This window comes from Nitrosospira sp. Nsp11, assembly GCF_900142705.1.
GTDB lineage: Bacteria > Pseudomonadota > Gammaproteobacteria > Burkholderiales > Nitrosomonadaceae > Nitrosospira.
The window spans coordinates 83,769-97,708 of record NZ_FRBV01000007.1 but is presented as its reverse complement, the minus strand read 5'-3'; the positions used below and the strand labels follow the sequence as shown (position 1 = coordinate 97,708).

At 54.1% G+C, this 13,940-nt stretch carries 14 protein-coding genes; 4 read left to right on the top strand and 10 right to left on the bottom strand.

What is annotated here, in order from left to right; translation table 11 throughout:
- Positions 1-101: 101 nt before the first annotated feature.
- A complete protein-coding gene (locus tag BUA28_RS09810) occupies positions 102-893 on the bottom strand; it encodes a dienelactone hydrolase family protein (RefSeq protein ID WP_072767931.1) in 792 nt (263 codons plus the stop codon).
- Positions 894-996: 103 nt separating this feature from the next.
- Here BUA28_RS09810 and BUA28_RS09805 point away from each other — a divergent pair, with 103 nt between their 5' ends.
- Positions 997-1,965 carry an acetyltransferase gene (locus BUA28_RS09805; RefSeq protein ID WP_072767930.1) on the top strand — a complete coding sequence of 323 codons (969 nt, stop codon included), beginning with the start codon at positions 997-999 and terminating at the stop codon, positions 1,963-1,965.
- 53 nt (positions 1,966-2,018) lie between these two features.
- On the top strand, positions 2,019-3,680 hold the full coding sequence (locus BUA28_RS09800) for a bifunctional aminoglycoside phosphotransferase/ATP-binding protein (protein WP_083569954.1): 1,662 nt from the start codon (positions 2,019-2,021) through the stop codon (positions 3,678-3,680).
- On the opposite strand, the gene BUA28_RS09795 is transcribed toward BUA28_RS09800, so the two are convergent.
- The 4 genes from BUA28_RS09795 to BUA28_RS09780 all read right to left on the bottom strand — a co-directional run bounded on the left by BUA28_RS09795 (position 3,675) and on the right by BUA28_RS09780 (position 6,889).
- The gene (locus tag BUA28_RS09795) at positions 3,675-5,051 is read right to left on the bottom strand and encodes a nicotinate phosphoribosyltransferase (RefSeq protein WP_072767929.1); all 1,377 of its coding nucleotides are present in this window, start codon (positions 5,049-5,051) and stop codon (positions 3,675-3,677) included. The genes BUA28_RS09800 and BUA28_RS09795 overlap by 6 nt on opposite strands.
- Positions 5,048-5,632: an isochorismatase family protein gene (locus BUA28_RS09790; protein ID WP_072767928.1), complete on the bottom strand. Its 585-nt coding sequence runs from the start codon at positions 5,630-5,632 to the stop codon at positions 5,048-5,050. The genes BUA28_RS09795 and BUA28_RS09790 overlap by 4 nt, the downstream gene beginning before the upstream one ends.
- Positions 5,633-5,769: 137 nt before the next feature.
- The gene (hpf, locus tag BUA28_RS09785) at positions 5,770-6,336 is read right to left on the bottom strand and encodes a ribosome hibernation-promoting factor, HPF/YfiA family (RefSeq protein ID WP_072767927.1); all 567 of its coding nucleotides are present in this window, start codon (positions 6,334-6,336) and stop codon (positions 5,770-5,772) included.
- Between the two features lie 106 nt (positions 6,337-6,442).
- Positions 6,443-6,889 carry a universal stress protein gene (locus BUA28_RS09780; protein WP_072767926.1) on the bottom strand — a complete coding sequence of 149 codons (447 nt, stop codon included), beginning with the start codon at positions 6,887-6,889 and terminating at the stop codon, positions 6,443-6,445.
- A gap of 725 nt (positions 6,890-7,614) precedes the next feature.
- Between BUA28_RS09780 and BUA28_RS09775 the strand changes: the two genes are divergently transcribed.
- On the top strand, positions 7,615-8,115 hold the full coding sequence (locus BUA28_RS09775) for a hypothetical protein (RefSeq protein WP_072767925.1): 501 nt from the start codon (positions 7,615-7,617) through the stop codon (positions 8,113-8,115).
- 40 nt (positions 8,116-8,155) lie between these two features.
- On the opposite strand, the gene BUA28_RS09770 is transcribed toward BUA28_RS09775, so the two are convergent.
- The 5 genes from BUA28_RS09770 to BUA28_RS09745 form a co-directional block, all read right to left on the bottom strand.
- Positions 8,156-8,710, bottom strand: coding sequence for a YMGG-like glycine zipper-containing protein (locus BUA28_RS09770; protein ID WP_072767924.1), 555 nt, complete (start codon positions 8,708-8,710; stop codon positions 8,156-8,158).
- A 404-nt stretch (positions 8,711-9,114) separates the two neighbouring features.
- Positions 9,115-9,705, bottom strand: a complete 591-nt coding sequence (locus BUA28_RS09760) for a hypothetical protein (protein WP_072767922.1) — start codon at positions 9,703-9,705, stop codon at positions 9,115-9,117.
- Positions 9,706-9,952: 247 nt separating this feature from the next.
- The gene (locus BUA28_RS09755; protein ID WP_072767963.1) at positions 9,953-10,363 is read right to left on the bottom strand and encodes a hypothetical protein; all 411 of its coding nucleotides are present in this window, start codon (positions 10,361-10,363) and stop codon (positions 9,953-9,955) included.
- 325 nt (positions 10,364-10,688) lie between these two features.
- Complete coding sequence (gene nrtS, locus BUA28_RS16430) at positions 10,689-10,916, bottom strand: nitrate/nitrite transporter NrtS (protein ID WP_072767921.1); 228 nt, start codon at positions 10,914-10,916, stop codon at positions 10,689-10,691.
- 156 nt (positions 10,917-11,072) lie between these two features.
- Entirely contained in the window at positions 11,073-12,341 is a 1,269-nt protein-coding gene (locus BUA28_RS09745; protein WP_256598292.1) for an ADP-ribosylglycohydrolase family protein, read from the bottom strand.
- A gap of 197 nt (positions 12,342-12,538) precedes the next feature.
- Between BUA28_RS09745 and BUA28_RS09740 the strand changes: the two genes are divergently transcribed.
- A complete protein-coding gene (locus BUA28_RS09740) occupies positions 12,539-13,831 on the top strand; it encodes an MFS transporter (protein ID WP_072767920.1) in 1,293 nt (430 codons plus the stop codon).
- Positions 13,832-13,940: the final 109 nt, after the last annotated feature.

The following is a 13,940-nucleotide window of genomic DNA, read 5'->3' as shown; positions in this document are numbered from 1 at the left end:
AACTGGAGAACCCGTTGCCGCACCCAGCATCGTGCGGTGAACTCCGCCTCGACTTACCCTCGCATTTCGCGATAAAGTCGCGTGCCACGCCCTGTCGAATATCATTCCTGCTTGAAGATGCCGGCAAGAAAATTTTCAGTTTCGCTCCACGATGCCTTGTCCGCCTTTGCATCATAAGCAAGCGGAAGGTTGAACTTGCGCCCGTACTCGTCAGCAGCAGGGTTGGTGAAACTGTGCTTGGCGCCGGCGAAAGTCACCACCTTGTAATCTGCCCCCGCTTTTTCCATTTCCTGCCTGAAGGCCGCCACTTGCTCCGCCGGAATCATGGGATCGTCGGTACCGGTAAAAGAAATGATCCGTGCCTTGACTTCACCCGGTTGCGCGGGATGCGCTGTCGCCAGATTGCCATGGAAGCTGACCACGCCTTTCAAATCCTCGCCCAGGCGAGCCATCTGCAACACCACGCTCCCGCCGAAACAGTAGCCCAGCGCGGCGATATTTTTCGCATCCACGTTTTTTTGTTGCCGCAGGTATTCCATTGCAGCTTCAAAACGTGTTTTTGCCAGCGGCAGATTCTTCGCCAATTCACCCGCGAACTTGCCAGCGTCATCCGGATGATGAGCCTGCTTGCCCTCGCCATACATATCCAGCGCCAGCGCGGTATAGCCTGATTGCGCCAGCATTCGCGCCCGCTTGCGCGCGTAATTGTCCAGCCCCCACCATTCATGCACTACCAACACGCCGGGACGCTTGCCCTGAATCGCGTCGTCGTAAGCAATGTAACCCTTCAATAACGTGCCATTGGCACTGTAAGTCACCTCCTTACCCTGCACTTCAGCCTGCGCTATTGAAGTCATGAATAACAATATAGCGGTTAATATGATATTTTTCATGGTGAATGATCGTCTGAACGGTTAATCAAAATTTCACGCTGTCAGGAGTGTAGCTGAGAGTACTATCGATAAATCAAAAAGCGCCCACATTCCGAGAAATGATATGAACTACGATGTATTCAATGGCGACGCCGACGGATTATGCGCACTGCATCAGCTTCGGCTGGCGAATCCTGTAAAAGCGGAATTGATAACAGGAGTCAAGCGCGATATCAAGCTGCTTGACAGGGTGCAGGCCGTTGCCGGCGACCAGGTAACCGTACTCGACATTTCGCTGGATAGCAACCGTGCGCGGCTCATGCAGTTATTGGAAGCGGCGGTGCATGTCGAGTATTTCGATCATCACTATGCCGGCGAAATACCACGCCACATCAATCTGGTTTCCCATATTGATGTATCCGCGGATGTATGCACCAGTATTCTAGTCGATCGATCCCTGGAAGGGCGTTACCGCCTTTGGGCTGTCGTCGCCGCCTTTGGCGATAATCTCAGGCAAAGCGCGCTCGTGCTTGCGAGGTCGGCAGGACTTGCCGAATCACAAATAGAACAGCTGGCACGCCTGGGAAAATATCTGAATTACAATGGCTACGGCGATAGCCTGGATGACTTGCATTTTCATCCGGTCAAACTTTATGAAGAAATGAAACCGTATCCTGATCCATTCGATTTTATTGACGGGTCAGCTGCCTTCAATCTGCTCGCCGCGGGATTTCGCAATGATATGGGCATGATAGGCACGTTGCTTCCATTGTCGGAGGGTGCCCGCTACGCTGCTTATTTGTTGCCCGATGCACCTTGGGCAAGACGCGTGGCAGGCGTCTTTGCAAACAGACTGGCCAACGATGACCCGTCTCGCGCGCATGCGGTAATTACACCAACCCGCTGCGGGGATTATTCGGTCAGTGTGCGTGCGCCGATAGCAAAACCAGAGGGCGCGGACACGCTTTGCATGAAGTTTGAGACAGGGGGGGGGCGTAAGGCAGCGGCAGGCATCAACCGTCTGCCAACAGACGCACTTGATCGATTTCTCGTGATTTTCGCGGAGCAGTTCAAGGGATCAAGCCCTGCATAGGCTCTTGGCATAGCCTGGATCGTCTGGTTTCTTTTTTAGCCGAAAATGGCATCATGACCGATACGTTCAAACAACCGCAACCGCCCTCCAAGGCTTTGTCCACCAATGAGCGTGTCCAAAGCAACCTGGTCAACGCCTTGCTGGACCCCCGCCGTTATCCTCATGCCGCGAAGACTGTTCGACTGACCGAGACTCACATTTCGTGGGTGCTGTTGGCGGGAAGATATGCCTATAAGATAAAAAAACCAGTCGACCTGGGTTTTGTGAATTTTACCAGCCTGGCCTTACGCCGCTATTACTGTGAAGAAGAAATTCGACTTAACCGCCGTCTCGCGCCGCAGCTATATCTCGATGTTGTCCCCATCGGAGGAACGCCGAAAACGCCTGAGTTCAATGCGCTGCCAGCTTTAGAATATGCTGTGCGGATGCGGCGCTTTGCTTCCTCCAAACAATTGGATCAACTGGTGTCGCGTGGCAAAATCTTGCCACGCGACATGGATAGTCTCGCCGCAACAATCGCGCATTTTCACAGTGGCCTGCCTGCGGCCGAAGCGGGATCGGAATTCGGTTCGGCCGCTGTCATATATTCGACGGTATCGAAAATTTTCGAGCAATTACAAGCTTTGCTGAAAGGTAGCAAGGACGAGGCTGGCTTGATCGCTTTGCGCCGGGCGGGCGAGGCTGAATATGCCAGATGTATGGATCGATTCGAGCAGCGCCATGCACAAGGCTTTATTCGCGAATGTCATGGCGATCTGCACCTCGGCAATATCGCACTTATCGATCAACAGCCCATTCCCTTCGACGGCATCGAATTCGATCCGGCACTGCGCTGGATCGATGTGATGAGTGAAGTCGCCTTTACCATGATGGACTTGTTGCACTGCCAGCGGCCTGATCTAGCCTACCGTTTCTTGAATGCCTATCTGGAAGCCACCGGGGATTATAGCGGCGTATCCGTGCTGCGTTACTATATCTACTACCGTGCCGCAGTGCGCGCTATGGTCAATGCCATCCGCGCCGGGCAGGCAAGCCTGTCCCAAAGCGCCAGAGTGAAGGCATCAGCAAGCTGTCGCAGTTTTCTTGCTCTGGCTGCGAAGCGCCTCGCCAAGCGCTGCCCTGCACTCATCATCACCCATGGCTTGCCGGGGTCGGGCAAGACGACCTTTGCACAGGAAGCACTCGAACGGTTCCAGGCAATACGCATCCGCTCCGATGTGGAGCGCAAGCGTTTATTCGGATTGCCGCCGCTGGCGGACAGCCGCTCGCATACAGGCGACATATACGGCGCGGACGCGACACGGCGCACCTATGCACGCCTCCAAGAACTGGTACGGGAACTGCTTACTGAAGGTGCTTCGGTAGTCGTGGACGCGGCCTTCCTCAAACAACATGAGCGTGAGCATTTTCGCCAGCTCGCACATGAGCTTGGGGCTCCGTTTGCCATCGCGTCTTTGCAGGCCGACGAAGCCACCTTGCGCGCGCGCATCACTCAGCGGCAGAGCGACTCAAACGATGCCTCCGAAGCGAATCTCGCCGTGTTGGAATCATTGCAGGAAAAACAGGAAGTGCTATCGCCGCAGGAGCGGCTCCATGCGGTAGAGTTTTTCAATGAGGGCGATAGTTCTGCAACCGAGTCGGAGGCATGGAAAAAATTGGCCCGATTGCTAAAAGCTCACCCGCAGGGCGTAGCGCCTGAACTCGTCAGATCATGACGCCTGGCCTTCACAGGCAGATCCGCCTGAAGTCTTATCCAGCCGCCTCGCTAATGCTTGCAGCGAGACGGAAATTTCCACCGGGTAAGCCGAAACCACCTCAAGAGTCGTCATTGGCTTCGGAAGGCGGGCATAGTTCTCCATTGTCCGCCGGCGTATCTCATCCAGCGGGGTACTTTCGTTAATACGCCTGCCGGCCTGCATTACGGGCATGATAAGCGGCTCTCCGTCATGAGAATCATTTTCCGCCAGCGCGACAATATCGCCCGCCATGGAGCCGTCAGCGCTATTATATCTACGATAAACCTGCTTTCGGCCCGGCCAGGTGGCCTTCCCTTCCGAGCGCTTGCGCCGCGCCTTACCGGCATATTCCTGGAGCTTGTACGCGCAGTCCAGCGAAGGCGCATCGTTGGACACATCGAGCGCAGTCCCTATACCAAAACCATCTATTGGCGCACCGGGCGATGTATCGGAAGACAACAGCGCGCGCAACCGGTATTCATCCAGATTTCCGCTGGCAAAAATGGTCGCCTCTTCCAATCCGCCCTCGTTCAGTATTTCACGCACCTGCCGGGCATGGACCGCAAGATCGCCGCTATCGAGCCGCACACCCTTGACATGGATACCACACGCTCGAAGTTTGCGGGCCAGGGCAACCACCTTGGCTGCGGCGGCCTCCGTGTCATAGGTATCGATCAACAGAATCACGTTGTCCGGATGGCAACGTGCAAATTGCTCGAAAGCGGTTGCTTCGTCCTCATGTGCCTGAATGTAGGAATGAGCCTGGGTACCAAACAGCGGGATTCCATACACTGCCCCGGCTAACACCGTGGCAGTACCGGAAAATCCTGCCAGATAGCTCGCCCGCGCGGCGAGCAGCGCCGCCTCCGCCCCGTGTGCACGGCGCATGCCAAAATCCACCAGCAACTTGTCCGGCGCAACCAGCACGGAGCGGGCTGCCTTGGAGGCGATCAACGTTTCGAAATGCATCAGATTCATGATGCGCGATTCGACCAACTGAGCTTGCGGCAGCGTAGCGGTAATCCGGAGGATAGGCTCATCCGGAAAAAAAAGGCTTCCTTCCGGCATGGCGTGAACATCGCCGTTAAAACGAAATTGCTCGAGGTAGGCGATAAGAGAAGGTGCAAAACGTGGAGCAAGCCAGGCCAGCTCTTCCGGCGAGAATCTTATGTTTTCGAGAAAATAAAGCGCCTGTTCCAGCCCGGCCGCAACCAGGAAATTCCGCCCCGGGGGGAGCTTGCGTACGAAGAGCTCAAATACCGCGGTTTCCTCCATGTGCTGCTCGAGGTAGCTCTGCAACATCATAAGCTGATAATGGTCAGTCAAAAGAGGACTGGAAAGGGGATTCACGCCGAAATCGCTTCAAAATGGATGGGAACAGCGCCAAGATGCTCCATTTCTTCAAGCGCATGCTGGCCGTCATCCGAGCTTGAATTGATCGCACGAACTGCGTCCGTGAGGATGAAGGTCGCATAGCCAAGCTGCAGGGCATCTTTTACGGTATTGAGCACACAATACTCCGTAGCGAGCCCCCCGATAAATACGCGCCCGATGCCGGACGACCTCAGTAAAGCATTGAGGGGGGTATCGGCAAAGCCTGAATACGCGTCCTTTTCTCTGGTAGTCGCCTTCGAAATGATGTGTATATCGCAGGGGAATTCAAGGCTGGCGGGAAATGCCGCGCCTGGGCTTGCTTCGATGCAGTGAGGCGGCCACCGCCCTCCCTGTTCGATAAAGGAGCAGTGGTCCGGCGGATGCCAATCGCGGGTGGCGAAAATAGCCAGTCCATATGCATGAAAAAGCGCTATGTAACGATTGAGTATCGGAATGATTTCGTTCCCGGCAGGCACGGCGAGGCTGCCGCCAGGAAGAAAATCGTTCTGCACGTCCACGAAAATCAGCGCGTCTCCAGCAGCCAGTTTGGCTTTCACGCGCCCTACCCCGGTCCGCGCAGATAACGGCTCATTTTCAAGCTCATTTTCAAGTCAGCGCCTTACCTTTTCGAATAATTCTGCAAGCGGCCGGATTCCCTATTGTTATTCATGATTTACAGTTTGCCGGTCATTTCTTACTCTTCCTCTTCCTCGCCTTCTTCGGCATGGCGCTTACCCGTGCTCACCCGTTTCGCCTGAAAGCCCTCACTGCCGATATCCTCCAGGAACTGCACCTCACTGCCTGCCGCCAGTTGATCAAAATTGACGTTAGCGAGGTTTTCGCGATGAAAGTATAGTTCCTGCCCGTCGGGCGTCTCGATGAAACCATAATCTTCCTCTGCTATCAGACGCACTACTTTGCCGCGCAGCACAGGCGCGTGCGCCTTGATGTCTCCCCGCTGGCGGCGGCCGTAGTCTTCAAGCTGGCGTTTAGCGGCGCCAAATGCATCCCGCAGCGCAATATACACATCCTCATCTGCCTCTCGCGTCACCACAAGCTCTTTGCCCGGCACGGTAATATCGAGACGCACATCGAACGCGCGGCCTTGATGTTTGTGTTTGTGCGGAACCTCGATTACTACGCGGCATGAAATGATATTCGAATAAAACGTCTCGAGCTTTTCCGCTTTTTGCCGGATATGGCTTTCCAGCGCTTCAGAATGGGGAACATCGCGTGTCGTGATTTGTAGTTGGAATTTCATGGCTATGTCCTCTCGATGATTCATATTGTGCAGCCCCCCAGAGTAAACGGGACGGCATGGCGTCATAATGAGCTGGGATGATATTAGCATTTTACCCGGATCTGATCTATGCGCCGCGAATCAGTAACACGGGTGTATGGGCGGTGCGCACTACCCCTTCGGCAACGCTGCCAAACAAAACGCGGCTGAAGCCGGAGCGGCCGTGGGTCCCGATGACGATCAAGTCGGCTGGCCAGCGTGTGGCTTCCGCCACGAGGATGCTGGCGATGCGCTCGCCACCGGCCTCGAGCAGCTTTACCTCAGCTGCCATGCCTGCTTGCCGCGCCAACGTTTGTGCTTGTGCCAGTATTTTTTTGCCAATGCTCGTTTCTATTTCTTTCATCTCGTCGTAATTGATATAGCTGTTTGCGTCCATAAGATGAATGTCGGCCACCACGTGCACCAGCCTCAAGTGCACACTTTGCTCTTGGTGTTGGGCAAGCCGGGCGGCTTCCTGTATTGCAAGGTTGGAGGTTGTACTACCGTCAACTGGAACCAGAATATTTCGATACATTGCTATCCTCGGAAACATCATTCTTTGGCACGCTCAGCAACCGCTTCTGGACCGGTAAATGCCGATATTCACATGTGTTCAAATGCTTTGGAAATTGGGCTGGCAAGACCTGATCCTCCTTTAGTAAATTCTTGATCTGCCGTATTTACCCCTACTCAAAACGAATCTCCTATTAATAGCTATAGGAGAACCCGCAAGACCTGTCAAGTGCAAATCAAACGTACTGTGCCGACACTGACCCTGCTATACGCCCCTCGATGTACCGGATTTATCGAGCAAGCGCAAGAAAACTCCTCTCCGCGATAGTCTACCAATATGTTCAATGAGGTTGAACCGTAAAAAATATTCGTATGCTGCGCCAAAATGCCGACATCACCGCGATTTTCGAAAAAATCGCCAATCTTTGCAGGATCGAGATAACAAATACATTAGCATATACCTTTACGTCGAACTACCGTTTAGCCATGAACTTCCGGATGAGATGGCGGCAAAACGATCAGCAGCTTCAACTTCAAGTGTAAAAGCACATGGCCGGACATTGACTTTTTTGTCATGCGACCTAAACTGAGGAACATAAGATCTTCCAACGTGACATCTTCCATTGCACGACCAAGGTCTGACGCAGCAGTTGGAGAAGGTAAATACCGGCCAAACTCCACTTTTTTTTAAAGCAGGTCAAGCCTTCATGCACAGCCATTCGAGCATTCCGTATTGGGAAAAACGCCATGATTCAAAATTCGATTGATATTGCCACTTACGTCAGCCCCAATCTGTCGGCGCTTATCGAGAGCCAGGTCAACGATCCGGATGCCGAGCAACCTGCAACACTCGCTTCGGTGCGCGCCTTTATCGCCGGTTTGTTGCCCGCGTCGTTGAACGAAGCGGAGCGGCTGCACCATGTTGATATCGACGCGTCGCTGCTTGACGAACTCGACTTACTGATCGAGGAATTCGGGGGCGATGCACTCGCTATCGACTTTTCCCGTAACACCGCCAGCGAGCCGCTTTCGCGGGTGATTGACGCTGTGATGAACGATGAGAATCGGGAGAATCCGCCTACGCTGGAAACGATAAGAGAAGCTATCGCCTCGGGCCTGCCGGCCAGGCTGGTCGGGGATGGCGTCCTGGAGGACGATGAAGACGACACCTTGCTTTCGGAGATTGAATCGCTGATCAGGCGCTATGGCGCTGACTCGCTGGCAGAGGACTTTTTACGTTACGAATAACTGCTAATAGCTGCCATTAGCAACAGAGCCCACCAGCGCTTCATTGCAGGGGTGGAGGTGGAGGATTACCCGGAGGCGGTGGAGGGGGAGAACGGCGTGAATCGCCTGAGCGGGGTGGCGCACTTATACTCTGACGAGGACTGCTCATGGAAGCGTTGTCCATGATCTGGCCGGCTATCGGGACGCGATTACCTTTGGCGTACATGCATTGTATATAACCCATATCGTAGCGTTGCTGATTAATATATCCTGATTCGCTGGCGGTGCTGCTTCCCACCAACCCCCCGCCCAACAAGCCGCTACCCGCGCCAATCGCGGCGCCGGTTCCGCCACCCAAAGCCGCGCCAGCCGCCGCACCAAGCCCTGTGCCAACGGCGGCGCTTCCTACCCCGCTGGAAACGGAGGCTTGATTCGGCGTTACACCGCCAACTTGCTCACTGGCATATTGTTTACAGTAGAAGTCGTCATTTCGAAACTGATCGAAGGTTTTACCCGACCCTGGCAGAACCATTATGCTGGGACCCGACGGTATGCTCACGCACGCCCCCAGCGAGAATAACAACAGCAAAGCGGACCTTCTGAGCATGTTATACATAACGGCGTTCCTTTCAACCTAAATCCGGTAGTTGGACGGGGAGAAGTATACGGTTTTTGGGGTGCAGGGCAAGGCGCAACGACGCGTAATACGATCGCGCAGGGCGGAGCAGTGCCTTCCGCAGGAAGGTGCGACCCCGAAGCGGGATGCGGGCGCCCCTTTGCGTGTGGACCGCGATCGCGGCATCCCCTGCGCTGCCCGATCCCCGCTGCGCGGAGCCCCTCGGGCGGCGCTTCGGGGCGCCGTTCCATTCCAAGAAGTTGCAACGCAGCCATGTGCCGCAAAAACCGTGCAATTCACCTCGTAGCGCTCTCACCCGGAAGGTGAGCGTCAAATAATACGAAATATCGTTATTAATCATAATACTGATCTATCAAATGAGCGGTCAACTATCGGATTTAGGTTCATTGATCAGGCGGTCGAGGCGCGACCTGCAGCCAACCCTCGGTGCACTCTTTAACCTCGGGATAATAACCCTCCGGGTTCTCGCAGTAATACCAGTAATTGGATTGTAATACGGGCGCCGACGTGGGCGGCACGGTATCGGGACGCTGTATATACACTAGCGGCGCCGGGGGCACGACAGTTGCAGGTAGAGATGTGTAGTAGGGTGGGTAATAATAAGGCGGACCCCAGCCATAACCGTAATAACCCAGACCATAGCCCAAGCCCAACCCCAAGCCATACCCGCCAAAACCGTATCCATATCCGCGATAACCATGGCCCCAGTAACCGCGGTGATGACCTCCCCAGTGCATTCCATCGCGATGCGTTCCCATCCGGGGGACACCTCCATCTCCCCCTCCCCTGAAACCTGGGCCTCCGTGGCCTCCCCCAAAGTGCCCCCCTCCGAAGTGGCCACCTCCAACGTTTCCGCCTCCAACACGTCCACCTCCCATTTGCCCCCCACCGACGCCGCCGCGCGCCCATGCCAACTCGCAGGGAATCGAACCCAGCAAGATGACGACAAGACAGACTGATTGGACCTTTTTCATGGAATCCTCGTCACTGGCTGAAGATTACCCTTAAAAATTGTGCTGGCCGGTTAATTTTATAAGCGCTCAGACCCTAAGTTCCCTCAAGGCGTACGCTACCCCTTCGATTTTCCCAATTCATACTTTCAATTCATGTAACGCTTATTAGACCGAATCAGTGCCTTACGAGTTTCCACTGCCGATCTCCAATCCTCGCTTCGCGAGGCGCCTCCAATCATGGAGAACCTGGAAGCGATCGAGTGGATCGCTACCGCAACCAGAATCCACTGACGTTCCCGTCCTTTATGGCAGTGCTGACAAGGACATCGTCACTGGCATCCTTGAACTCCAGCTTCCATAAGTAGACCGTGAAACCCTGCTGATTCAGCTGGGTCAGAAATTTGGCGGTATAGCCTTGCTTGAGGCGGGAGCCGAGAGATTTGCTTATGTTATCGAATATTTCTTCTGTTATGCCCGCTTTGAATACTGGGTCCCCGGAGGATACAAAAGCTGCCAATGAATTGGATTGGATAGCCGAAAGCATGTTTTCCATCGTCCTCTCAACGGGCACCGGAGCTTGGGCCAGCGCAACGGACGGCGCGAATCCGAAGAGCAGCATCCCGGAAAAAACAAGACGGCTCATAGCAGGAAACAATGATCCGAAAAGAAGCAGTCTCATAAGGTCCCTCACAGCATAAGGTTGATAGATGCCGCTTTTGGCGCGAGTTTCAAATTGATTGCTTAACGTGAGCAACTGATAAACGAATACTGCCTCAATCTTTATAGGTTATAGACTTTGGGATAACAAGCCGCTTTCCATTGCGGAGAACAAACGTAGGGTATCGCTCCCGCCGGAACTACGTGCATGGCAAACCTTGCAGCGCCAGGACTGATCGCATGTCCTCGCGTGTTGCCTCGACTCAACCGCGAACCTGGATTGAGTCGCTTCAGGTCATCACCACCCGCACTAAAGTATTGCCGCTTTAATCTCGCGAAGCAAACCGCTAGCTTGTCTTCTTCATACCTTGTCCATGGCAACTCACCAGGAACGGAACCACGGGAGTGATACAGGCCGAAATCCATCGCCCGACCGTCATCGGTTCTCCCAAAAGCAATGGAATGCCCTGATTTATCGCGATAAGACACGACCCCACCACAACGGTGACCCAATAGGCCACGAACCTTGTATTTCGATCGCCAATAGAATATTTAATCGCACGCAAGTGCCGCATTATGGTTTCCTCTCCCACCAGGTTTACTCATCTGAATTGCTGGCAAAACTTGTCTTTCTGCCCACGAAATTATTTTCACTGAAAATCGCCAGGCCGACAATATCCAGGAACCCGAGACAAACTACAAACGAAATTAAAGAACGTCTGGAATACCGGTCAGATAGCGTTTCCCCGCAGCGCGACATCTACGAAGGCATCAATCTCGACCTTCAATTCGTCGTGAGCAAGCAATTTGTTTATGAGATGCTCTGGCAGGTCGTCATTGGCCGCGCCGGCGATCATCCCCATGATCATGCCTCTGTGGACGCTGTCCCCGCCAGCGTTCGCGTTGGCCAAAAGAGAGTCCTCCACCGCAAGATCATGTTTCATGATGAGATACAGAAGCAGCGGAAGACCGTGTTCCGGATAGCAAGCGGTTGCAAGAACATGACGTATCACTTCACGCTCGGTATACTGCCGGACGAATTGGACGACTTCATAAGGAGCGTCGTCCAGTCTCACATGAAGCTGCCACATCTCATCTTTTGGGATGTTGCCGGGGCCATTATGCTTGCGGTAAGCCGCGAAAAGCGCCTCGCCGGTTATATGCGGCATGCGTATCGGCTTGGCGTGCGCAGAAATGGCCTCGATCGGATCGGCACCGTTTACCAGTGAATTCAAAAGCGGAACAAAGATACCCAGCGCACTCGCTGCATTTTCGGAACGGTGGGTGAGACACTGATGTTCCATGGCGAACCCAAGCCCTTGATAAGCGCTCTCGACCAGCATCGCGAGAACCATGGGACGTAAAACGCCGCCGTGGGAGCCGATAGACCATATGTTGCGTTGCAGTTCCGCACAGGCATGAGGCGGAAAACCCCGGGAATAATTTTCGAACCATCGCCGGATATAGATTTCGGTATAGGGATCGCGGTTTTTCCCCGGTGTAGTGAGATGCTTTATAAACCCTTCAAGAAAATCCTGTGGATCATAGCGGCCCAGGCGTATTACCGAACGCATGAGCACGCGGACCAGGTGGGCAGCCAGCGTATTCTCCCCTGCCGCCAAACCGTGATGATAGTGGAAGCGGTCTTCTAGCCGGGGAACGGGGTTGCCGTGCTCGCTCTCCTGTTCCGAAGACTGGATAGTCGGCTCACTATAACTGGTTTCATAGAAACGGACGTGTTCGTGAAGAATGTCATAGGAACGACCCAGGCGATTTGCGGTTTCAACATCCGGCGAGTATGTCATCCCAACCATGAAGCTTTCAGGATGAGGATGAGGCGCTGCCTCATATTTTCTGATACCACCGTCGAAATATTGCTGGATGTTACTCAGGCTGTAAAACCAATGCGCGGGCATTGCCAGCGCATCGCCGATAAAAAGCCCCCAAAGCGCGTTCCGGATGCGTCTTTCCCGCATTTGGGACGTATTGGCAAATTTCATGAGATTGAACCCCGATGGTCTGCAATGACTGCACAGATTTCCTGGCAAATTGAGCCGAACGCTGGCGCCTGCCCTATGCCAATATTATGTAGCCATCCACCAACCAGGACAACGCCGCTCTACCGAAAACTATCGGATATTCACCATGCTCGTGATATATATCTTGCTGGTATTTCGCCATTGAGCCTGTAGCTGAAATGGATTCACCCATTCTCACCCGTATTTTATGGGTTCGCGGCCTGCGGGCCTTCGGCGACGGATACGTCAGTCTGCTGCTGCCGGTCTATTTGATCGAGCTGGGCATGAACCCGTTTGAGGTTGGCACCATCACGACCGCCACCCTGATCGGCTCCGGCATCGTGACATTATTGGCCGGTTTCCAGGCCTATCGCTTCACCTATAAGACGTTGTTGCTGGCGGCGACTGCGCTGATGGCCGCAACCGGCTTCAGCTTTGCGGCTATCACTGAATTCTGGCCCTTGCTGCTGGTGGCTTTCGTAGGGACATTGAACCCTTCCAGCGGCGACGTAAGCCTGTTTTTACCGCTTGAGCATGCGGTTCTCTCTCGGTTTGTTGGCGACCGCCAGCGCACCGCCGTTTTCGTGCGATATAGCATGGTCGGCGCCCTTGTGGCAGCCGCCGGGGCGTTGGCTGCCGGACTACCTGACTTTGCAGCGGCCTCAATCCAAATCGATGCCAGAGACGCATTGCAAGCCATGTTTGTGTTGTACGGCATAATAGGATTGTTGTGCGCGGCAATTTATGCAACCCTGCCGGAAGAAACGGGGTCTACCGAGACGGGAGCCGTAAACAAGACCCGCTCCGCTCCATTAAAGAAATCCAGAAAAATCGTCTATACTCTCGCTGCGCTATTCAGCCTGGATGCATTCGGCGGTGGCTTCGTGGTGCAGGCTATGCTCGCGTTATGGTTGTTCCAGAAGTTTCAGCTTTCCATTTCAATGGCGGGCACTATTTTTTTCTGGACCGGGATATTCTCCGCGCTCTCCTATCTTGCGGCGATTCGCATTGCCAACCGGTTTGGATTGATAAATACGATGGTATTTACGCATCTGCCGGCGAATGTACTGTTGATTCTCATTCCATTCATGCCGACATTGGGTTGGGCAATTGCACTATTGCTTATACGGAGCGGTCTTTCGCAAATGGATGTGCCGGCGCGAAGCTCATATGTCATGGCGATCGTGCCCCCCGCGGAACGCGCGGCGGCAGCGAGTATGACTTCGGTCCCGCGCAGCCTGGCATCCGCCGCGGGTCCTTTTCTCGCCGGGTATCTACTGAGCATATCATCCTTCGGCTGGTCGCTGGTTATCGCAGGCGGGCTGAAAATTATCTATGACTTGCTATTGCTCCGGATGTTTAGAACCGTGAAGCCACCGGAGGAAGGGCATTTGAACGGCCAAAGCAATCTCCGAGTAAATTCTGCGACGAACGCTCAACCGGTAGCTCAGCTTGGGCCCGACCAGCAATAACGGGACTTATCCGGAGCCGGAGGTTCCTTAAACACGAACGCGGTTACAATAGGGACTTTCTTCCCCATGAACAGTCTCATGCAATTTCTATTTCCTGGTAGTTAGAGTC

Bases quoted from the DNA above. Each gene is read 5' to 3' on its own strand.
- BUA28_RS09810 (WP_072767931.1), bottom strand. From the start codon at position 893: ATGAAAAATATCATATTAACCGCTATATTGTTATTCATGACTTCAATA.
- BUA28_RS09805 (WP_072767930.1), top strand. From the start codon at position 997: ATGAACTACGATGTATTCAATGGCGACGCCGACGGATTATGCGCACTG.
- BUA28_RS09800 (WP_083569954.1), top strand. From the start codon at position 2,019: ATGACCGATACGTTCAAACAACCGCAACCGCCCTCCAAGGCTTTGTCC.
- hpf (WP_072767927.1), bottom strand. From the start codon at position 6,336: ATGAAATTCCAACTACAAATCACGACACGCGATGTTCCCCATTCTGAA.
- BUA28_RS09780 (WP_072767926.1), bottom strand. From the start codon at position 6,889: ATGTATCGAAATATTCTGGTTCCAGTTGACGGTAGTACAACCTCCAAC.
- BUA28_RS09775 (WP_072767925.1), top strand. From the start codon at position 7,615: ATGATTCAAAATTCGATTGATATTGCCACTTACGTCAGCCCCAATCTG.
- BUA28_RS09770 (WP_072767924.1), bottom strand. From the start codon at position 8,710: ATGTATAACATGCTCAGAAGGTCCGCTTTGCTGTTGTTATTCTCGCTG.
- BUA28_RS09760 (WP_072767922.1), bottom strand. From the start codon at position 9,705: ATGAAAAAGGTCCAATCAGTCTGTCTTGTCGTCATCTTGCTGGGTTCG.
- BUA28_RS09755 (WP_072767963.1), bottom strand. From the start codon at position 10,363: ATGAGACTGCTTCTTTTCGGATCATTGTTTCCTGCTATGAGCCGTCTT.
- nrtS (WP_072767921.1), bottom strand. From the start codon at position 10,916: ATGCGGCACTTGCGTGCGATTAAATATTCTATTGGCGATCGAAATACA.
- BUA28_RS09745 (WP_256598292.1), bottom strand. From the start codon at position 12,341: ATGAAATTTGCCAATACGTCCCAAATGCGGGAAAGACGCATCCGGAAC.
- BUA28_RS09740 (WP_072767920.1), top strand. From the start codon at position 12,539: ATGGATTCACCCATTCTCACCCGTATTTTATGGGTTCGCGGCCTGCGG.